The following is a 20,155-nucleotide window of genomic DNA, read 5'->3' as shown; positions in this document are numbered from 1 at the left end:
TCCGTGCTGGAGGTGAGATGTTGGTAGCGCCGCCCTCCCCCTTCAGGGGTTGGAGACGTAGGAGCCGTCGCCCCACTGCTCGATCTGCAAGATCACATCGACGGTGCCCGCTTCCAGCATGCCTAAGTCGCGGGCGGCGGCGCGGGAGAGGTCGATGATGCGACCGCGCACAAAAGGCCCGCGGTCGGTGATCCTGACCACCACCGAGCGGCGGCTCTCGGGCTCGATGACCCGCACGATCGTATGGAAGGGTAAGGTCTTATGGGCCGCTGTGAAGCCTTCCATATCGTACAACTCGCCGCTGGCGGTCTGGCGACCGTGGAACTTATCGCCGTACCAGCTGGCCACGCCGCGGAGCTCGTGCTCTCTGCCGTCGGGGGCGGCCACGCGGTGGGTCACAAGATCGCGATGGGGATCGGCGGGCGTTGTGGCGCAGGCAGCCATCCACAGCGCGAAGCCCCCCAGCAGAAGTTGCCGCAGCGCCGCCAGGGCTTCGCCGCGGGTCCACATCAAACCCTTTAGGCCGCGTCGTGAAGAGATCATGTGGGCCACCGTTCACACATCGGGACATCGCCGGAAACAATCAAGCTCTCGTCGGGGGCGATGGTGCCAGCGAAGATGCTCCGAGGGCAAGGGAAGGAGATTCATCGCGTTGCCGCGACACCATCGGCCGATGGCACGCGCCGCCCTGCGATACGAAAAAAGCCGCACCCCCGATGTTGGGAGCGCGGCTTCTTCGTTCACCTCAGCGCCTCTTCGTCATTCTGAGTGACGCGCAGGCTCAAAGGGGGATGCGGCTTTAGTCTTCGACGCGCTCGAAGAGCGCCGCGGCGCCCATGCCGCCACCGATGCACATCGAGACGATGCCGTAGCGACCGCCGGTCTTCTCCAGCGAGCGCAGGAGCGTGCCGGCCATGCGCGTGCCGCTCACACCCAGGGGGTGACCCAGGGCGATGGCGCCGCCGTGGATGTTGAGCTTGGCCGGGTCCACACCCAACTCGCGGGCGCAGTAGACGGCCTGGCTGGCGAAGGCCTCGTTGATCTCGAAGAGGTCAATATCTTCGATGCTCAGGCCGGTGGCCTTGAGCAGCTTGCGGATGGCCGGGACCGGCCCGATGCCCATGATCTCCGGGTCGACGCCGGCGACCTGGAAGGCGCGGTAGTAGCCCATGGGCTTCACACCGAGCTCATCGGCCTTTTCTTTGCTCATCAGCACGACAGCGGCCGCACCATCGGTGAGCGGCGAGGCGTTGCCGGCGGTGACGCTGCCTTTGGGGTTGAAGGCCGGGCGAAGTTTCGCCAGGGCTTCCACCGAGGAGCCGGGGCGAGGGCCGTCGTCTTTGTCGACGGTCACATCGTGGCGCTTGCCGTCGGGGCCGACCACCTGGGTCTTGACCGGAAGCACTTCGCCGGCCAGGAAGCCATCTTCCCAGGCCGCGAGAGCTTTCTCGTGGCTGGTCAGGGCGAAGGCGTCCTGATCTTCGCGGGCCACTTCAAAACGCTTTGCGACGTTTTCGGCGGTGGTCCCCATCGGGATGTAGATCTCGGGGTACTCTTCCATGGTCTGCGGGTTGGCCGAGACCTTGTTGCCGCCCATGGGGATCATGGTCATCGACTCGGTGCCGCCGGCCACGGCGACATCCATCGCGCCGATCATGATGCGCTCGGCCATCTGCGAGATGGTCTGCACGCCGGAGGAGCAGAAGCGGTTGACGGTCAGACCGGGCACGGTGTTGGGCAGGCCGGCCATCACCGAGGCCACGCGGGCAACGTTCATGCCCTGCTCGGCCTCGGGCATCGCGCAGCCGATGGCCACATCACCGATGTCTTCGGGGTTAAGACCTTCGACCTTGGCCACGGCTTCTTTGATTACAAGCGCGGCCATGGTGTCGGGGCGGGTATCTTTGAGGCCACCTTTGTAGGCGCGGGTAAAGGGGGTGCGCACATACGAGGCGACCACAACGTCACGAAGAGAAGTCATAAGGTATATCTCCTGATTCGGCGGGCATCACAGCTTCTCGCGCTCGCCGGGGTACTCGTTCGGGAAAACAAACCGTCCCATCTCCCCGGCCATTCCGGCCGGAGAGAGGGGTGCTGCGAGCCGACCTTAGTTACGCAGCGGCTTGTTGTTCATGAGCATATGCTGCATGCGCTGCTGGCTCTTCTCTTCGCCACAGAGCGACATGAAGGCCTCGCGCTCCAGGTCGAGCAGGGTCTGCTCATCGACCAGGGTCGCCGGGTTGGTCTCACCGCCGCACAGCACGTTGGCGAGCTTACGCCCGATGAGGCGATCGTGGGCCGAGATCACGCCGTTTTCCTGCATGCTGTAGAGCAGCATGTCGATGGTGGCGGCGCCGTCCGGGCCGAGCAGGCGGAACTTGGAGGGACGCGGCGGCTTGAAGCCGGCGCGCGCCATACCAAGGACGCGCTCTTTGGCGTCGTGAAGCAGGTGATCGGCGTTGATGGTCACGCCGTCGTTAGCGGTGAGGAAGCCGAACTCACGAGCTTCTTCAGCGCTCTTGGCCACTTCGCCCATGCCGATGGCCATGAAGACCTTACGCAGGAAGGGGAAGGGATCGAACTCCTTGTTGTCGGAGTGCGGGCCGAAGACGTTGCGCATCAGCTGCAGGTTGCCACCGCCGCCGGGGATCAGACCCACGCCAACTTCGACAAGACCCATGTAGAGCTCGCCAGCGGCTTGAATGGCGTTGGCGCCCATGGTCACCTCGGCGCCGCCGCCCAGTGTCAGGCCCTTGGGCGCGGAGACGACCGGCTTCCAGCTGTAACGCATACGCTGGTTGGCGTCCTGGAAGGCTTTGACCATCGACTCGATGGGCTCCCACTGGCCGGCCTGGGCGTTCATGAGCACGAGCAGCAGGTTGGCGCCGGCGGAGAAGTTGGTCGAGTCGTTGCCGATGACCAGACCTTCCCAGTTGGCCTCAACTTCGTCGATCGCCTCGTGCATGCAGTCGATGAGGTCGGGGTCGATGGCGTTCATCTTGGTGTGGAACTCGAGCAGCGCCACGCCGTCGCCCATGTCGTGGAGCGAGGCCGAGGAGTTGCCGAGGATCTTGGTCGCGCCCTTGCGCTTGAGCAGCTCAACGCTGATGGCCTTCTCACTGCGCTCGATCGCCTTATAGCTCTTGGTGGCGACGTCGTAGTAGAGGTCGGTGGCGCCGTCCTGCTTGTAGAAGCTCTCGGCGCCCGAGGCGATCATCTCGTCGATCCAGGCGGGAACTTCGATGTCCTGAGCCTTCATCTGGTCGTAGGCCCACTTAAGGCCCAGGGCGTCCCAGGTCTCGAAGGGACCGAGATCCCAGTTGAAGCCCCACTTCATACCGCGGTCGATGTTGACCACATCATCGGCGATCTCGCCCATGCGGCGCGCGGTGTAGGCGAGCGAGCGCAGGGTAACTTCGCGGGCAAATTCGGCAGCTTTGTCGTCGCCGTCGACCACGACCGTCTTGATGCGCTTGGCCGGAGCGCCCTTGGCTTTGCCGATCGAGGCAAACTCGGGCTTGTCGCGGTCGCGGTACTCAAGGGTGTTCAGATCCAGGGTCTGGATGCCGCCCTTGCCCTTCTTATAGAAGCCGCCGCCGGCCTTCTGACCGGTGAGGCCCTTCTCGACCAGGGTGCCCATGAAGTCGGGGACCTGGAAGATCTCGCGCTCTTCATCTTCGGTGAGCGTGTCGTAGCAGTTCTTGGCCACGTGCACGAAAGTATCGAGACCGACCATGTCCGCAGTGCGGAAGACGGCCGACTTGGGGCGGCCCATGGCTTTGCCGAAGACGGTATCGACGCCTTCGATGCTCATCTCGTACTTCTTCATCAGGTGCATGATGGTCATCATGCCGTGCACGCCGATGCGGTTGGCGATGAAGTTCGTTGTGTCTTTGCCGAAGACGATGCCCTTGCCGAGCACGTCGCGGCCGAACTCCACCATCGCGTCCACAACTTCCGGCGCGGTGTCGGGGCCTTCGACCAGCTCAAGGAGCTTCATGTAACGCACGGGGTTGAAGAAGTGCGTGACGATGAAGCGCTTCTTGAAGCTCTCGGAGCGCCCTTCCAGCATCCCCTCAATGGAGAGGCCGGAGGTGTTCGAGGAGATGATGGCGTGATCGTTCACATGGGCTTCGACTTTGTCGAAGGTCGCCTTCTTGATGGGCATGCTCTCGGGCACGGCCTCGACGATCCAGTCGACCTCGGCGAACCAATCGAGGTTGTCGTCCATGTTGCCGACGGTGATCAGATCGAGATCGCGCTTGGTGAAGATCGGCGAGGGGCTGGTCTTGGCCAGGAGCGCCTTGTTGCGGGTCGCGATGCTGTTGCGGAACGCCGGGTCGTTGATGTCGTCTTTCTCGCCCGGATTAAAGGGCACGATATCAAGCAGGTAGACCTCGATGCCCGCGTTAGCGAGGTGTGCGGCGATGCCGCTTCCCATAACGCCGGAACCGATAACGGCAGCCTTTCGAATGCGCTTCGTGGCCATGAAACTCCTTACGATGTGAGGGTAACCGAAAACATATGCGTAGAGCGCGGTGCCTTATAATGAGAAGGGCAATTAGGGGTCAAGACCAACCCCTTGCCCGATCCGCGGCGAGCGGACCTGTAAGCACCGATGACGAGTGGCAAAGGAAAAGACCCGGGCTTGCTTCCGAAAGTCACCTCTGAGACCGGCGAAGATGCCCGTGGCTTGCGTCGTGCTGCCCGAGGGGATAAGACCTCGTAGAGAACATCCCCCCCGCGGCGGTTGCGCGCTGAAGCACCTGCGAGAGCGGGCTTTGCCGCAGCCCCCGTCGATCCCACGCGGGCTCCGAAGACGAGGATAAAGATGATTGAAGCAAGCATCATTGTTGAGCGCATTCAGGCCGCCCTTCCCGGCGCCCGGGTTGAGGTTCAGGACCTGACCGGCACGATGGACCACTACAAGGCAGTGGTGATCTCGGAGCAGTTCGCCGGCAAGTCGCTGGTGGCGCGCCATCGCGCGATCTACCAGGCGCTGGCCGAAGAGATGAAGGGCCCGGTCCACGCGCTCACGCTAGAAGTATTTACGCCCGAAGAATGGGACGCCCAGGCCTGACCCCGGATCAGGAATGCGCCTGATGGCCGGGGTGTTGACCCGGCTCAAGGCGCTCCTTAGTACCCGACGGGCCAGCCCGTTGCGTCACACCCATAGAACCGATGAGGCATCATCATGAGTGACCAGAAGAAGTCCATCTCGCTCCCCCTTGCCAACCCTGAGAAGAACGTGGAAGCCCAGCCCCGCACGCGTGAAGAGGGAGGCGACGTCCTCTCGGAGATCGCGCGCGAGGTGGCTGAGAACCCCGTGCTCCTCTACATGAAGGGTCTTCCCCAGCAGCCGATGTGCGGGTTCTCGGCGCGCGCCGCGGCGATCCTGGCCAGCTACGGCCGCCCCTTCCACGCCGTCGACATCCTGGTCGACCCGGATAAGCGCCAGGGCATCAAAGAGTACTCCAGCTGGCCGACCATCCCCCAGGTCTACATCGGCGGGGAGTTTGTGGGCGGCTCGGACATCCTGATGCAGCTCCACGAGAATGGCGAGCTGGGCAAGCTCATCGCGTCGGTCACCGGCGAGTGATCCCGGTTGTCGGGTGGCGTGATCGAGCGCGGCGCCCGGCCCGGCCACTGGTGCTTGACAGCGAAGGGGTTGCGCTTTAGGTTGCCCCACCTTTGTACGGTCCTCTAAAAGCGTGGACTGTTGGCTGCAGGTCTACGCGCTTCGAACTCATAGTAAATCACAGCACGAACCAGCTTATTAAAGCGGAGATGAAACTCACATGACTGTCCGACTTCGACTTCAACGCCATGGCGCCAAAAAGCGTCCCTTCTACCGTGTGGTTGCCGCCGACCAGCGCTCTCCCCGTGATGGTCGCTTCATTGAGGTGCTTGGCACCTACGACCCGATGCAGGAGCCGGCTGCGGTTCGCCTTAACAGCGAACGCGTCGACTACTGGCTCAGCGTGGGCGCGCAGCCCAGCGACACCGTTCGCTCGCTGATCCGCAAGCTTCGCCGTGGCGAGCTGGGCATCGACCTGGCCGCCGAAGGCGCCGAGAAGGCCGCCAAGGAAGCCGCCGCCCTGGCCAAGAAGGAAGCTCTCGAAGCTGCCCGCGCCAAGGTCGCTGCTGAAGCCAAGGCTGCTGAGACCAAGAAGGCCGAAGAAGAAGCCGCCAAGAAAGCCGAAGCCGAAGCTGCCAAGGCCGCTGAAGCTGCCAAGGCTGAAGAAGGCGCCGCCGATGGCGAGAAGGCTGAAGGCGACGACGCCGAAGCCAAGACCGAAGGCGAAGAGGGCTAAGCCAGCTTTCTTGCTTTAAGTAGTATGTGACGAGCCCGTTTTTGACGGGCTCGTCGCGTTTTAACCTTGAGGAATGACGCGATGAGCAACCACACCGCCGAAGATGCCCTGAAGAGCTATGAAGAGTTGGTGCGATTTCTGGCCGGCTCGCTCCTGGATGATGACGTTGAGTTTGAGGTGCGCACGCACGCCCACCGCGACCAGCTGCTTGTTGAGCTGGCCGTTGAAGAGGCGCATCGCGGGCGCGTGATCGGCCGCGGCGGACGCATCGCCCGGGCGATGCGCACCCTGGTCGACGCCGCCGCCGTCCCCAACCACCTGCCGGTGGTCATCGACATCGTCGACTGAGCGCGCGGAGCGTTTGAGCATGAGCAAGACAGCAAACGAGCGGGTGGAGCTGGCCAAAGTCGGCCGCCCCCATGGTGTGTACGGCGACGTGCGCCTGCATCTTTTCAACGCCGACTCCGAAGTCCTCGATGAGGGCGTGAAGGTCTATATTAAGACCGAGCGCGAAGACCTGGAGTTGACCATCGAGCGCTTTCGCCAGGGCCCGAAGTTCGCCATGGTGAAGTTCAAGGGCATCCAGGGTCGCGAAGGCGCCGAGCGCATCAAACACGGCATCGTCTCGGTGGATTTTGATCTGCTGCCGGAGCTCGACGATGACGAGTTCTACTTGATGGAGGTCATCGGCTTTCCGGTCCTGGTCGCCGAAGAAGAAGACGGCGATGCACCCGAAGACGCCGAGCCCATCGGCATCATCGACCGCTTCTTTGAGACCGGCGCCAACGACGTGTTGGTGGTCAAGCGCTCTGACGGCTCCGAGCTTTTTGTGCCCTATGTGGAGCACGCCGTCAGCTATGTCGATCTGGAGGCACCGGCGGTGGTGCTGCAGCCCCTTGAGATCTGGACGCCCGCCGACTGACAGGTTCGATTTCAGTCTGCCATACCGGCCCCTCTGCGCCCGCACGACCGCCCCGCCCTCCCCGATTGGAGATGATGTTGAGCACGCCCTTCCCCGTTGAGATCCTCACGCTCTTCCCCGACTTCTTCGATGGCCCGCTGCGCATCAGCCTGACCGGCAAAGCCATTGAGCGCGGCCACTTCTCGGTGAACTGCGTCGACATCCGCGACTTCACCCACGACAAACACCGCACCTGCGACGATGTGCCCTACGGGGGCGGCGCGGGCATGGTGATGAAACCCGAGCCCCTCGTCGCGGCCCTGGAGTCGGCCCGGGAGCGTCACCCCGGCGTGCCGCGCATTCTGATGTCGCCCCAGGGCGAGCCATTTAGCCAGAAGATCGCCCGGGAGCTTGCCCAGGGGCCGGGCATGATCCTTGTGTGCGGGCGCTACGAGGGCGTCGACGAGCGTGTGCGTCAGCACTGGATCGATCGCGAGATCTCCATTGGCGACTACGTGCTCACCGGCGGGGAGGTCGCCTCGATGGTCGTCATCGACGCCGTCACTCGCCTCCTCCCCGGCGTGCTGGGCAACCAGGAGTCGATCAGTGAGGAGAGCTTCTCGGCTCCGATGCTCGAATATCCTCAGTACACGCGCCCCCGCGAGTTTCGAGGCTTTGAGGTGCCCGAGATTCTGCTCAGCGGCGACCACGGGCGAGTGGCGAAGTGGCGTCAGGAGCAGGCGCTGGCGCGCACCAAAGAGCGTCGCCCCGATCTTCTGGAGCGCCGCGACGCCTCGCCCGATAGTCAGTCTGAGAGTTGACGTAAGTCGATCTTTTTCGTTGGCGCCGGCCGGTTGCGCCCCAGAGGGCTCGGTCAATTCGCCAACAAAAACAACGCCTTACACACAACGACACCGCCAACACCTGACGTCGCGCTTCCCTCTTCGCGCACCGCACGCCGGCTGCATGAAGAGGTCTTTACCGAACGTCACTTGAACTTTGTGCCGGCGCGTCAACATACTATACCCCGGTATACCAAGGGAGGAGTTCGATGCCTTACACCGAGAAAGAGAAAAAACGCGTGCTTGCGCGGGTTCGCCGCGTCAAAGGGCAGCTCAACGCGCTGGAGACTGCGCTGGAAGAAGGCACCGAGTGCAGCTCGGTGCTCCAGCAGATCGCCGCGATCCGCGGGGCGGTCACCGGCGTGATGCGCCAGGTGCTTGAGTCGCATGTGCGCGAGACCTTCGGGAGCGCAGCCGAGCTTCCGCCTGGCGAGCGTGATGAGGCCGTCGAGGATCTCAACGATCTGATCCGCTCCTACCTCAAATAAGCCGCAACCCCTGCTTCACTCGTTATCCCCTAACTGTCAGGAGACTCTCATGAAGAGCCGTGCCGCCGTCGCATTCGAAGTCAACAAACCCCTGGAGATCGTTGAGCTGGATGTCGAAGGCCCCAGAAAGGGTGAGGTGCTCGTGCAGATCACCCACACCGGGGTCTGCCACACCGACGCCTTCACGCTCAGCGGCGAAGATCCCGAGGGCATCTTCCCCTCGGTGCTCGGCCATGAGGGCGCCGGCATCGTTGTGGAGGTCGGCGAGGGGGTCAGCGGGCTCTCGGTTGGCGACCGGGTCATCCCGCTCTACACCGCGGAGTGCCGCGAGTGTAAGTTCTGCAAGTCCGGCAAGACCAACCTCTGCCAGGCCGTGCGCGCCACCCAGGGCAAGGGCCTGATGCCCGATGGGACCACGCGTTTCTCGTACAAAGGAAAGCCCATCTACCACTACATGGGCACCAGCACCTTTAGCGAGTACACGGTCGTCCCGGAGATCTCGCTGGCGAAGATCGACAAAGACGCCCCGCTGGAGAAGGTCTGCCTGCTGGGCTGCGGGGTGACCACCGGCATCGGCGCGGTGCATAACACCGCCAAAGTGCAGGCCGGCGACACCGTGGCGGTCTTCGGGCTGGGCGGCATCGGCCTGGCGGTCGTGATGGGCGCCAAGGAAGCCGGCGCCTCGCGCATCCTGGGCATTGATATCAACCCCGATAAGTTCGAGCTGGCGCGCCAGCTCGGCGCCACCGATCTCATCAACCCCAAAGACTACGACAAGCCCATCCAGGATGTGATCGTGGAGCTGACCGACGGCGGCGTCGACTACAGCTTTGAGTGCATCGGCAACGTCAACGTGATGCGCTCCGCGCTGGAGTGCTGTCACAAGGGCTGGGGTGAGTCGGTGATCATCGGCGTGGCCGGCGCCGGCCAGGAGATCAGCACGCGTCCCTTCCAGCTTGTGACCGGGCGAGTGTGGCGAGGCTCAGCGTTCGGGGGCGTGCGGGGTCGTACGGAGCTTCCGGGCATGGTCGATAAGGCGATGAGCGGCAAGCTCGACCTCGATCCCTTCATCACCCACACGCTGCCGCTGGAGCGCATCAATGAGGCTTTTGACCTGATGCACAGCGGTGAGTCGATTCGTACGGTGATTCATTTCTAACTTCGAGGAAGCCGCCGGTCCGGGAGCGTACTCCCGGACCGGCGCTTCGCGTTGCAACGCGCGACCCCCATCAAAATAACCTTTCCGATCAAGGACTTAGAATCATGGAACGTGTGGAGAGTTATGCGAGTTTTGGCGGCACCCAGGAGGTCTGGAAGCATCGTTCCGAGGTGTTGGACTGCGAGATGAAGTTCGCCGTCTACCTTCCGCCCGCGGCCGCCGAGGGCCCCTGCCCTGTGCTCTACTGGTTGAGCGGGCTGACCTGCACCGAGCAAAACTTCATCACGAAGGCCGGCGCGCAGCGCTACGCGGCTGAGGAAGGCGTCATCATCGTCGCGCCCGATACTAGCCCGCGTGGCGAGGATGTCGCAGACGCCGAGGGCTACGATCTGGGCAAGGGTGCGGGCTTTTACGTCAACGCCACTCGGGAGCCCTGGGCTGCGCATTATCAGATGCACGATTATGTGGTCGACGAGCTGCCCGCGCTGATTGAGGCAAACTTTCCGGTGAGCGAAAAGCGCGCGATCTTCGGGCATTCGATGGGCGGGCATGGCGCACTGGTGTTGGCGCTGCGCAACCCGGGGCGCTACGCCAGCGTCTCGGCTTTTTCGCCGATCGTCGCGCCCACACAGGTGCCCTGGGGCGAGAAGGCGTTGGGGGCGTATCTGGGAGACGATCGCGAGGCGTGGAAGGCCTGGGATGCCACCGAGCTTGTGGCCACCGCGACCGAGCGGCTGCCGCTACTCATCGATCAGGGCGATTCAGACCAGTTTCTGGCCGAGCAACTGCAGCCGGAGCGCCTGGTGGGTGCCTGCGAGGAGGTGGGGCACCCGATTGAGCTGCGTATGCAGCCGGGCTACGACCACTCGTATTACTTCATCGCGAGCTTCATCGGCGACCATATCCGCCATCACGCCCGGGCGTTGAAGGGCTGATGCAGCTCGATAAGACGGGTCTGTACGCCAGCATCCGCGCGGTCTTCAGCGCGATGCCAGATCCGAGGTTGAGGCAGGGACATCCGCCGGCGCGTTGCGCCGGCGGATGTCTGCGCCGACCTTCAACGCCAGAATGAACACCCCGGCTCCGTGCATAAAGAAGTCGAAGATGTAGATAGGCTCGGTCAGCTCCCCGCGAAAGAGCATCCCGGTGGTCTCCACCAGGTGGGGCTCCGGCGTAAAGGGCGCCAGCGCCAGCAGCAGCGCCAGGGGAACGAGAAGTTTGTAAGAGAGCGCATCAAGCCATCGGTAAAACCAGTTCGTCTTCATCGGCTTCGGTCTCGCTGATCGTCAGTAAAGGGGGGTACGTTCGCTTGCTCTACGACTAAGCACCGTAGCACGCCAGGCGATGCCCGGTGAGGTGGGCGCCGGGGTCTTCACTCTAAAGAACGCGCCTGGACTTCAAACATGCCTCGATCTCCGGGACTGATGCTCAGGTGTTTTTTCTACATCTGCCCCTGTCTCAGCGCCCCTCGAAAGCAGGCCCGCTGCCAACCTGAGCGTAAGGGCAGCCGGAGAGCGTTGCGAGCCCCCTTTCGCCGTGACAGGATGCCATCCCCCGGCCTCGCCGACCGACGTTGAATGGATGATGCCACCGAGGAGCCCCCTGCGATGCGCGCGCCCCACACTTTTTCCGGTCATCTGCGACTGAAGCCCACCGTAGCGGCATTCAGCGCGCTCTTGACCCTCTCGCTTGCCGCATCGGCGCAAGCCCAGCTTCCGGAGATTCCGCCGCTGGAAGACGATGAAGACTCCGGCGGGCGTATTGTGGAGCTTGCGCCGCCGCGTCTTAACCCGGTGATGCCCCTCGATGAGGAGGAGGAGCCCACCGTGAATGTGGAGGGGCATTATCGCCTGAGCGCCGACACCTACGAACGACCGCTGACCGACGGACTGCGTGGCGGGCTCTACCAGCAACTTCGCATCGGGAGCACCATCAACCTGGGGGAAGTGCAGGCGGTGGCCTCGGCCGATCTTCTGAGCGGGAGGCTTGTGGGCAACTCCTACCCTCAACCTCCGGCGGTGGGTGACCACGGTGCGCGCCACTTCCACCGCGTGCTCGACGGGGCCGAGCAGACCTTTGCGCCGCGCGAACTTTACCTTCGCTGGGATAGCCCCGTGGGTCGGGTGCAGGCGGGTCTTCAGACCAGCCAGTGGGGTCTGGGTCTGCTGGCCAACGACGGCGACATTGAAGACGAGACGCTCTTTGAACATCAGGTCGGCGGCGATCGCGTCGCGCGCCTGCTCTTTGCGACCGCACCTTTTCGCGCCCGCTCCTCGCGCAGCGCGCTCGACGAGCTCTTTGTGGCCATCGGCGCCGACGCGGTGATTCGCGACGAAAACGCCGACATCAACAAAGGGGACCGCGCGCTCCAGGGCATCGCGTCTGTGGTGTGGCGCCCCGCCCCCAGTGAGATCGGCGTGTACGTGGCGCTTCGCGATCAAACCGACCGCGACGGCTCTGAGCTCAACGTCGCGGCTTTTGATCTGGCGGGCAAACATCAGTTCTATACCCCGAAGGGCACCTGGCGCTTTCGCATCGCTGGTGAGGCGGCGTATCTGCGCGGTGAGACGACCCGCGCCGACGGCAGCGATCCCGCAACACCGGTGCAGATCGACGCGCTGGGCGCGGCGGCGCATCTCGACGTCTTGCACCGTCCGAGCGCGCTGGGGCTGAACCTCCGCTCGGGCTTTGCCTCCGGGGATGCCGATCCGCGCAGCGACAACCTGCACCGCTTCCGCTTCGATCCGAACTACCGCGCCGGGCTCTTGCTCTTCGATCATCATCTGCCGGCGTATACAGCCGAGGCGGTCGCCCAGGCCGATGATCCCCTTCGCGCGGCGCAACCTCCGCGCGGCATCGACAACCTTGTGGAGACGGGCGCGGTGAGCAACGCGATCTTCGTGCAGCCCACGCTGACCTTCGCACGCATCGCCGGGCTGGAGCTCGGCGCCGGCGCGCTGATGGCCTGGGCACACCGCCCCTGGCGCGACCTGGCTGCCAGTGTGGAAGCCGGCGGCACGGCGGTGGGCTTTCGCGGCGCCGGGGCCGAGGCCCGCTACCTGGGCACCGAGGCGCTCCTGGGCGCGCGCTACAAGCATCTGCTCACCCCGGAGCTCGCGCTGGAGTACCGCGCCGAGGCCGCGATGTTCTGGCCTGGCGAGGTCTTTGACGACGCCGAAGGTCGCCCCGACGCTCGCACCGCGCTTGTACGCGCGCACATCACCGCACTCTGGTAAGCGCTTTGACCGCACCTGACGCCCCCACCTCATCGCCGGGAAATGCCCCCACCGACCGCCTCGACTGGCTGATCGCGCTTGTGATTTTTGCCGGCTCGGTCGCCCTGCTGCTGGCCACGCCGCAGATGGGCTTTACGCGCGATGAGGGGTTTTATTTTCACGCCGCCTCCCAGTACATCGGCTGGTTCGAAGATCTCTGGAAGAACTTCCACGCCGGCGAGCTCGCCAGCAGCTTTACCCAGGCCAACATCGACCGACACTGGAGCTACAACCCGGAACACCCGGTGTTGATGAAGGCGGCGTTTGCCCTCTCGCATAAGATCTTTTCCGAACTTCTGGGCTGGATGAGCCCGTCGACCGCGCTGCGTTTTCCGACGATGCTCACCGCCGGCTGGCTCTTGAGCGGGGTGTATCTCTTCGGGCGTCAGCTCGGTGGTCGCCTGGCCGGGCTGGTGGGCGTGGGCGCGATGCTCCTGCAGCCCCGCTTCTTCTTTCACGCCCACCTGGCCTGCTTTGATGTGGCGGTGGCGGCGATGAACTTCTGGGTGGTCTACGCCTACTGGCGAAGCCTGCAGTCACGGGGCTGGGCGGTGACCACCGGACTTTTGTTCGGGCTTGCGCTCTCCACCAAGCTCAACGCCTTCTTCTTGCCCATCACGCTGGTGATGCACTGGGTGCTCTCGCGCGCCGGCGAGTTTCGCCTGGTGGGAGGCCTGCGCAACGGGGGGCTGCGCATTCCAAAGATCCCGGCGGCGTTCTGGGCGATGCTCACCCTGGGGCCGATTCTTTTCTACGCGCTCTGGCCGCGCCACTGGTTTGATACCTTTGCGCGCATCCGCTGGTACATGAACTTCCACCTCAAGCATGAGCATTATTTCGTCTACTACTTTGGCGAAAACCTGCAGAACCCGCCCTTTCCGGTGAGTTATCCCTGGGTGATGACGCTGGTCACCGTGCCGGCGACGATCCTTCTGGCCTTTGCGCTGGGGTGTTTTATCTGGGTTCGCCATTTTGGCGGCCGGGCTACGCTCAACGCCTGGAAGGCGGCGCTCAAAGCGAGGCGGCTGCCCTCCTCGGTCGATCCACGTGGAACCGGGCTGCTCTTTCTCATTCACATCATCTTTCCCATCGCGCTGATCGCGCAGGCGGAGACGCCAATCTTTGGGGGCACCAAGCATTGGATGCCGGCGATGCCCTTTGTGGCGATCATCGCCGGGCTGGCCGTGGCGCACCTGAGCGCGGAGCTGGCGCGTTTGCTCAGCGCGCGACGCACCTCCCGGGAGGGGTCACACAGCCTCAATGGTCCGACCGAGGGAGAGACGAGGCCTTTTATTTACGCGGCGATCGGGCTTCTGCTCGGCGCAGCAACGCTTTTTCCGGCGGCGCTGGCCACCCGCAACAACCACCCTTTTGGCACCTCCTACTACAACGAGCTTATCGGCGGGCATCGGGGGGCTGCGGACTTTAAGATGTTCCGGCAGTTCTGGGGCTACGCCTCACGCCAGGCGCTGCCCTGGCTCAATGAGCACGCCGAGGAGGGGGGCCGGGTGTGGACGCATAACGTTGTGAACACCGCCTGGCGCATGTATCAGACCGAAGATCTGGCACGTGAGGATCTTCGCGCGGTGCGCATGGGAAGCAGCGACTACGCGCTCTACCACCAGCAAAAAGCCTTCACCTTCCTGCTGCTGCCGCTCTGGGAGGAGTACGGCACCCTGGCCCCGCGCCACGTGGTGGAGCTTGAGGGCGTGCCGCTTATCAGCGTGTATGAGCGCGTCGAGCGCGACACCCTGAAGTTCCCCGAGGTGCGTCGCTAGTCAGCGCCCGTCGCCTCGGCGTATCGTGTGAACTCAAGCCTCGTCATCGTTTTGAACCGACTGCTGCCGGAGTCTTTATGAGCGCCCTTGCCGACATCCAGAAACTCGCCAGTGCCCCGACCCTCGACACCGACGCGCTCGCCAGCGCACTCGACGAAGCCGACGCCGCCACGCGTCTTGCGTTTGTGCGCGCGCTCACCCCGAAGATGCAGCGACGCCTCTTTGACGCGGCCAGCCGCCCGGTGACGACCCTTGATATTGTGCCCGAAGATACCAACCCGCTGCAGGAGGTGATCTGCGAGGGGCGCAACACCCTTCCAGCTTTTCGGCTTTTTCAAAAACGCTTTTGCACCCCCTCGGCCGAATACGCCCCGGATAACCGCCGGGTGCTCTGGGGCTACAACCACCAGACGCTTTCGGGGATTACCGGTCCGGGCTACTTCGTTGCCTACGATGACGCGGAGTCGGGCGAACTTGTCATCGACTACCGCGAGCTCCCGCCGGAGCGCCCCGGCGAGTGGCCGCAGATTCTGGACAACCGCGCGCGCCTGGGGCGTTTTGTGTACGCCGGCATGGTCGACCGCCTGCGTGGCCTCTCCGAACATGTGACCATCGGGCGCGCCTATAAGGCCAAACCCATGAACGCCTGGTTTGCGCTGGTGCGCATCGACCCCTGAGTCTTTTAAGTTTCCCCCACCCCGGCTCACCTTACTATGGCAGCATCCGACGAGCCCTTCGATATCCAGGCCCGCCTCTCAACCATCCCGCATAAGCCGGGGTGTTATCTGATGCGCGACCGCCGCGGGCGCATCATCTACATCGGCAAGGCCAAAGACCTTAAAAACCGCGTCCGCAACTACTTTCAGCTGCACGGCGATCCGCGTCCTTTTGTGCGTCGGCTCCCGCAGATTCTGGGGGATATCGAGACGATCATCACCGCCTCTGAAAAGGAAGCGCTGATCCTCGAAAACACCCTGATTAAGGCGCATAAGCCGCGCTACAACGTGCAGCTTAAAGACGATAAGTCCTTCCTCTCGCTGCGCGTCGATAAGAACCAGAAGTGGCCGCGGGTCGAGGTGATCCGCAGCAAGTCGAGCACCAAGACAAAGCCCGGCCAGCGCACCTTCGGGCCCTACTCGTCGGCCTACGCGATCCGTCAGACGCTGCAGGTACTCAACAAACATTTCATGCTGCGCACCTGCCCCGATCATGTGCTCAGCAACCGCTCGCGGCCCTGCCTGCAGTACCAGATCAAACGCTGTCCGGGCCCCTGCGTGCTGCCCGTCGACAAAGATCGCTACCAGCAGGACGTCAACCAGGCGGTGATGTTTCTGGAGGGGCGCGGCGATGAGCTCGTGGAGCGGCTGCGCGAGAAGATGGCGCGCGCCAGCGAGGAGCTCGAGTTCGAGTTGGCCGCGCGCTACCGCGACCAGATTCAGGCCATTGAGAAGGTGCTCGAGCGGCAGGTCGCCGTGGGCCATCGGGAGGTCGACCAGGACGCCTTCGGCTTCTACCGCGAGGGCGACCGGCTCACCTTCCAGGTGCTCTTTATCCGTCGCGGGCGCCTGGAGGGCGCGCAGTCCTTCTCGTACACCGACCAGGAGTTCCCGGATGAGGAGCTCTTCTCGAGCTTCTTGAACCTCTATTATAACGCCGGCAACCACGTGCCCAACGAGGTGCTCCTGCCGCTGACGCTGGAGGACGAGGAGGTCGAAGCCTTTGAGGAGCTCTTCAGCGAGCTGGCCGGCCACCGCGTCTATGTGCAGAGCCCGCAGCGCGGGGCCAAGCGCGCGCTGATCGCCACCGCCCAGACCAACGCTCGCCATAGCTTTGAGGAGGAGCACGCGAAAGAGGAGCGCGCCCGCGACCTGCTCGAGAAGTTGCAGGGGCGGCTCAAACTTAAAAACCTGCCGCGGCGCATTGAATGCTACGACATCAGCAACCTGCAGGGCGCCCAGGTGGTGGGCTCGCTGGTGGCCTTTATCGATGGGGAGCCGGCCAAGGCCGAGTACCGCCACTACAAGATGCGCCTGGTACACGGGCAGGACGACTTTGCCTCCATGCACGAAATGCTCACTCGCCGCCTGCGCAAAGTCGCCGACGGCGATGATGATCCGCCCGACCTCATTGTGGTCGACGGTGGCAAGGGGCAGCTGGGGCAGGCCGTGGCGGTGATCGAAGATCTGGGGCTGCACCAGATCGATGTGGTCTCTTTAGCCAAGAGCCGCGTCGACGAGGTGGGTTTTGACGATCCGGAGGTCACCCGCAGCCCGGAGCGCGTGTTTTTGCCGGGGCGCAAAAACCCGGTGGTGCTGCGTCAGAACTCCGCCGAACTCTATCTGTTGCAGCGGGTGCGCGACGAGGCGCACGACTTTGCCATCGGCTTTCATAAACAACTTCGGCGCAAGGCCAGCCTGCGCTCCAGCCTCGACGACATCCCGGGCATTGGCCCCAAGACCAAACGCGTCTTGCTGCGCCATTTCGGAAGTCTCGTGAAGATCAAGGCCGCGACCCTCGAGGAACTTCAGGCCGTTGAAGGCGTCGGCCCCTCGACCGCCGAGGCGATCCGCGGCTTTTTTCATCCTCCGGGCGAGGGCGAGTCTTCGGCTCAGTGATGCCGGGGGCGATCCGCGCCGGGTGCCCGCCGCGCGGGCCTTGCACGCTTGGAAGGGTCTTCCTCGCCCCTACCTTTTAAAGACGTTTTGCAGGCGCTGCCCGCGTCGCGACCACCATCCCCCGAACGTGCGCCTGCTCCCACCTTATGCTACACAGCGATTTCAACGTTGCTCGCCACGGATGCGTCAAAGCCCGGCGCGCCTTTTTGTTCCCCTTGCTTCGCTCGCTCCGATGTTGCGGAGCTCGTCATGGAGATTGCTATGTTTTTGAAAAAGACTGCGCTCACGTCCATCCTGGCGCTGCTTCTGGCGGCCTGCTCCTCCAACGCGCCGGTGCCCGATGAGCCGGCCAGCAGCGAGGCCCCGCAGTACCGCTCAGCCGGCCTCGATAACGAAGCGGCCCAGAGCTCACCGGAGGATGCGCAGCCGGAGAGCGCGGGCTCGATCTCGGCGGTTGGCCCGGTGGCCAGCGTCAACGGTGAAGAGATCGGCGCCGAGGAGTTCAACGCCCAGGTCGCCATGCTGCAGGCCCAGGCCCAGCTTCCCCCGGAGCTCCTCCAGCAGATGTCCTCGCAGATCATCGAAAACCTCATCGATCAGCGCCTGGTCAACCAGGCCATCGAGCAGTCCGGCGTCGAGCCCAGCCAGGAAGAGATCGACGCGCGCCTCCAGGAGTACCGCGAGGAGTTTGAGGCCAGCGCGCTGGAGATGTACGGCGAAGAGATCGACTTCGATGAGTACATCGCCCAGGCCGGCATCAGCCCCGAAGAGATCCGCGAGTCGGTTTACCAGGCCGTGGCCATCGAGAAGATCCTGATGGCCGACGGGCTTGAGCTCCCCGACGAAGAGGAAGCGCAGACCTTCTACAATGAGAACCCCGAGGCGTTCACCCGCGGCGAAGAGGTCCGCGCGCGCCACATCCTGGTGCGCGTCGACTCGGAGAACCCCGAAGATTGGGAGGCCGCCCGCCAGGAAGCCCAGGAGCTGCACGCCCGCGTCACCGGCGGCGATGACTTCGCCGACGTGGCCCGCGAAAACTCCGACGACGGCTCGGCGCAGGCCGGCGGCGATCTGGGCTCGTTTGGCCGCGGCCGCATGGTCCCCGAGTTTGAGGAGGCTGCCTTCGCGCTGCAGGTCGACGAGATCTCTGAGCCGGTCCGCTCCGACTTCGGCTGGCACATCATTCAGGTCACCGAGCGCAGCGACGAAGAGGTGATGACCTTTGATTCGGTCAAAGATCAGCTCACCCGCGAGCTTCGCAACCAGGCCCTCCAGGAGTCGCTGGGCACCTACGTGGCGCAGCTTCGCGAGGAGGCCGAGATCGAGACCTACCCCGAGAATATTCAATAAATTCAGCACATGAGGCAGCGACCACCAGACAGACCCTGTTTGAAATACACGCGGCGTCCTTCCCTCGGAAGGGCGCCGTTTTTTGTTTTCCTGTCCTCAAGGCTTGCTGTGTTTCGGGCATCCGGCACAGGTCAAAAAGACCAATACTTTTTGAATACCCGCAGCGTTATGACGTCGCTTTGCCCCCCCGGAAACCCACGCCCTCGCACCCCAGGCTGACCTTTGCTGAAGAAGATGAATGTTATGCAGATCGCTCGCCAGACGTCGTGTCGCATCATCCCGGGTATCGCCATCCTCGCGCTCGCTACCGCCACGGGGTGCTCCACCAACACGCCCTCACAGGACGCCGACGTTGACGTCGCCGCACCATCGGAGTCTGTGCCCGATGAAAAGACGCAGACGCCATCTTCGGAAGAAAGGGCCGAAGAGGTGGTCGACGCGAACGAAGACCCCGATCGCGCGGAACTTCACCATATCTACTTCCGGCTGCCCGATGGTCTCAGCACCCGGGCCACCGGGCCGGTCGCTACGGTCGGTGGCGTCTCCGTCAGCGCCCGGGCCTACCACGAGCAGCTCGACTACTTTGCCGGCAAGCCCAACGAAGACGGGAGCCATGACTACGCGATCAACAACGCGCTCAAAAAGGTGATCCAGCGCCAACTTCTCCTCAACGCCTTTGCCCCCGACGAGGAGGCCATTGAGGCGGAGCGCGCAAGACTGCGCCTGCAGCAAGAGGCAGAGGTTCGCGCCCGCAGGGGCGACGATGCCGACCTCGCGCCGCTGCGCGAACGCTGGGAAAACGACCCGACCTTCGGACGCAAGCAGGCCGTCGACAACCTTCTCATCGACGGCGCGATGCAGCGCCTGGGGCAGACGCTGCCCGATCGCGGCGACGCCCGTGACTACCACCAGGCGCACCCCGAGGAGTTTCAGACTCAGGCGGTCGTCGAGGCCCGGGTCATCAGCGCCCGCGACGCCGCCGAGGGCCAACCTGCCCGGGATTACATCGCCGAACTTCACGAGCAATTCACCGCCGAGGGCGCCGATCGCGACGCGCTCTTTGAGCGGCACCGCGATCCGATCTACGGGTTGGTCTCCGTCACCGAAGAAGACGCACGAAGCCCGGATGCAAGCCCGCTGGCCGACGTGGCCTTTGAGCAGGAGGTCGACCAGCTCTCTGAGCCCTTTGAACATCGGGGGCTCTGGATGTTTGTCTGGACCCACACGCGCCACGAGGCCGGGCTGATCCCCTTTGAGAAGGTAGAAGAGCTCCTGCTGGAACGCCTGCAATTTGAGGCCCGGGAGGATGCCTGGACGACCATGAGCGAGCGGCTCCTGGAGCAGTCGGAGGTGACCCTTCATTGGGAAAATCTCAGCGAGCCCTCCGCCCCTGGCGAGGAGCGCTGAAGTCGGCCCGGCGCCTGGATAAAGTG

19 protein-coding genes are annotated in these 20,155 nt (G+C 63.8%); 15 read left to right on the top strand and 4 right to left on the bottom strand.

Annotated elements, in window-relative coordinates; all coding sequences use genetic code 11:
• Nucleotides 1–42: 42 nt before the first annotated feature.
• The 3 genes from FRC98_RS05280 to FRC98_RS05270 all read right to left on the bottom strand — a co-directional run bounded on the left by FRC98_RS05280 (nt 43) and on the right by FRC98_RS05270 (nt 4,489).
• On the bottom strand, nt 43–510 hold the full coding sequence (locus FRC98_RS05280) for a septal ring lytic transglycosylase RlpA family protein (RefSeq protein WP_347342152.1): 468 nt from the start codon (nt 508–510) through the stop codon (nt 43–45).
• 289 nt (nt 511–799) lie between these two features.
• Complete coding sequence (locus FRC98_RS05275) at nt 800–1,981, bottom strand: thiolase family protein (protein WP_146980249.1); 1,182 nt, start codon at nt 1,979–1,981, stop codon at nt 800–802.
• 126 nt (nt 1,982–2,107) lie between these two features.
• Nucleotides 2,108–4,489, bottom strand: coding sequence for a 3-hydroxyacyl-CoA dehydrogenase/enoyl-CoA hydratase family protein (locus FRC98_RS05270; RefSeq protein WP_146980248.1), 2,382 nt, complete (start codon nt 4,487–4,489; stop codon nt 2,108–2,110).
• 342 nt (nt 4,490–4,831) lie between these two features.
• Between FRC98_RS05270 and FRC98_RS05265 the strand changes: the two genes are divergently transcribed.
• From FRC98_RS05265 to fghA, 9 genes are all read left to right on the top strand, one after another.
• A complete protein-coding gene (locus tag FRC98_RS05265) occupies nt 4,832–5,080 on the top strand; it encodes a BolA family protein (RefSeq protein WP_146980247.1) in 249 nt (82 codons plus the stop codon).
• Between the two features lie 114 nt (nt 5,081–5,194).
• Nucleotides 5,195–5,599: a Grx4 family monothiol glutaredoxin gene (gene grxD / locus FRC98_RS05260; protein WP_146980246.1), complete on the top strand. Its 405-nt coding sequence runs from the start codon at nt 5,195–5,197 to the stop codon at nt 5,597–5,599.
• Between the two features lie 199 nt (nt 5,600–5,798).
• Nucleotides 5,799–6,314, top strand: coding sequence for a 30S ribosomal protein S16 (gene rpsP / locus FRC98_RS22160; RefSeq protein ID WP_146980245.1), 516 nt, complete (start codon nt 5,799–5,801; stop codon nt 6,312–6,314).
• An 81-nt stretch (nt 6,315–6,395) separates the two neighbouring features.
• On the top strand, nt 6,396–6,662 hold the full coding sequence (locus FRC98_RS05250; protein WP_146980244.1) for a KH domain-containing protein: 267 nt from the start codon (nt 6,396–6,398) through the stop codon (nt 6,660–6,662).
• A gap of 19 nt (nt 6,663–6,681) precedes the next feature.
• Complete coding sequence (gene rimM / locus FRC98_RS05245) at nt 6,682–7,236, top strand: ribosome maturation factor RimM (protein ID WP_146980243.1); 555 nt, start codon at nt 6,682–6,684, stop codon at nt 7,234–7,236.
• Between the two features lie 77 nt (nt 7,237–7,313).
• Nucleotides 7,314–8,036 (top strand): tRNA (guanosine(37)-N1)-methyltransferase TrmD, encoded by a 723-nt coding sequence (trmD, locus tag FRC98_RS05240; RefSeq protein ID WP_146980572.1) that lies wholly within the window; start codon nt 7,314–7,316, stop codon nt 8,034–8,036.
• Nucleotides 8,037–8,266: 230 nt separating this feature from the next.
• Nucleotides 8,267–8,545 carry a metal/formaldehyde-sensitive transcriptional repressor gene (locus FRC98_RS05235; RefSeq protein ID WP_146980242.1) on the top strand — a complete coding sequence of 93 codons (279 nt, stop codon included), beginning with the start codon at nt 8,267–8,269 and terminating at the stop codon, nt 8,543–8,545.
• Nucleotides 8,546–8,594: 49 nt separating this feature from the next.
• A complete protein-coding gene (locus FRC98_RS05230) occupies nt 8,595–9,704 on the top strand; it encodes an S-(hydroxymethyl)glutathione dehydrogenase/class III alcohol dehydrogenase (protein WP_146980241.1) in 1,110 nt (369 codons plus the stop codon).
• A gap of 104 nt (nt 9,705–9,808) precedes the next feature.
• Nucleotides 9,809–10,639, top strand: coding sequence for an S-formylglutathione hydrolase (gene fghA, locus FRC98_RS05225; RefSeq protein WP_146980240.1), 831 nt, complete (start codon nt 9,809–9,811; stop codon nt 10,637–10,639).
• Nucleotides 10,640–10,684: 45 nt separating this feature from the next.
• On the opposite strand, the gene FRC98_RS05220 is transcribed toward fghA, so the two are convergent.
• Entirely contained in the window at nt 10,685–10,969 is a 285-nt protein-coding gene (locus tag FRC98_RS05220) for a hypothetical protein (protein ID WP_146980239.1), read from the bottom strand.
• A gap of 342 nt (nt 10,970–11,311) precedes the next feature.
• Here FRC98_RS05220 and FRC98_RS05215 point away from each other — a divergent pair, with 342 nt between their 5' ends.
• From FRC98_RS05215 to FRC98_RS05190, 6 genes are all read left to right on the top strand, one after another.
• The gene (locus FRC98_RS05215) at nt 11,312–12,940 is read left to right on the top strand and encodes a hypothetical protein (RefSeq protein ID WP_146980238.1); all 1,629 of its coding nucleotides are present in this window, start codon (nt 11,312–11,314) and stop codon (nt 12,938–12,940) included.
• A 5-nt stretch (nt 12,941–12,945) separates the two neighbouring features.
• On the top strand, nt 12,946–14,757 hold the full coding sequence (locus FRC98_RS05210) for an ArnT family glycosyltransferase (protein WP_146980237.1): 1,812 nt from the start codon (nt 12,946–12,948) through the stop codon (nt 14,755–14,757).
• A 77-nt stretch (nt 14,758–14,834) separates the two neighbouring features.
• Nucleotides 14,835–15,434, top strand: coding sequence for a hypothetical protein (locus FRC98_RS05205; protein ID WP_146980236.1), 600 nt, complete (start codon nt 14,835–14,837; stop codon nt 15,432–15,434).
• Nucleotides 15,435–15,470: 36 nt separating this feature from the next.
• The gene (gene uvrC, locus FRC98_RS05200; protein WP_146980235.1) at nt 15,471–17,372 is read left to right on the top strand and encodes an excinuclease ABC subunit UvrC; all 1,902 of its coding nucleotides are present in this window, start codon (nt 15,471–15,473) and stop codon (nt 17,370–17,372) included.
• Nucleotides 17,373–17,633: 261 nt separating this feature from the next.
• Nucleotides 17,634–18,722, top strand: coding sequence for a foldase protein PrsA (locus FRC98_RS05195; RefSeq protein WP_230467289.1), 1,089 nt, complete (start codon nt 17,634–17,636; stop codon nt 18,720–18,722).
• 234 nt (nt 18,723–18,956) lie between these two features.
• Nucleotides 18,957–20,129, top strand: coding sequence for a peptidylprolyl isomerase (locus tag FRC98_RS05190; protein WP_146980233.1), 1,173 nt, complete (start codon nt 18,957–18,959; stop codon nt 20,127–20,129).
• Nucleotides 20,130–20,155 lie beyond the last annotated feature (26 nt).

This window comes from Lujinxingia vulgaris (assembly GCF_007997015.1).
Classification (GTDB): Bacteria; Myxococcota_A; Bradymonadia; order Bradymonadales; family Bradymonadaceae; genus Lujinxingia; species Lujinxingia vulgaris.
The sequence above is the reverse complement of the archived record's forward strand: the minus strand, read 5'-3'. Positions and strand labels throughout refer to the sequence as shown.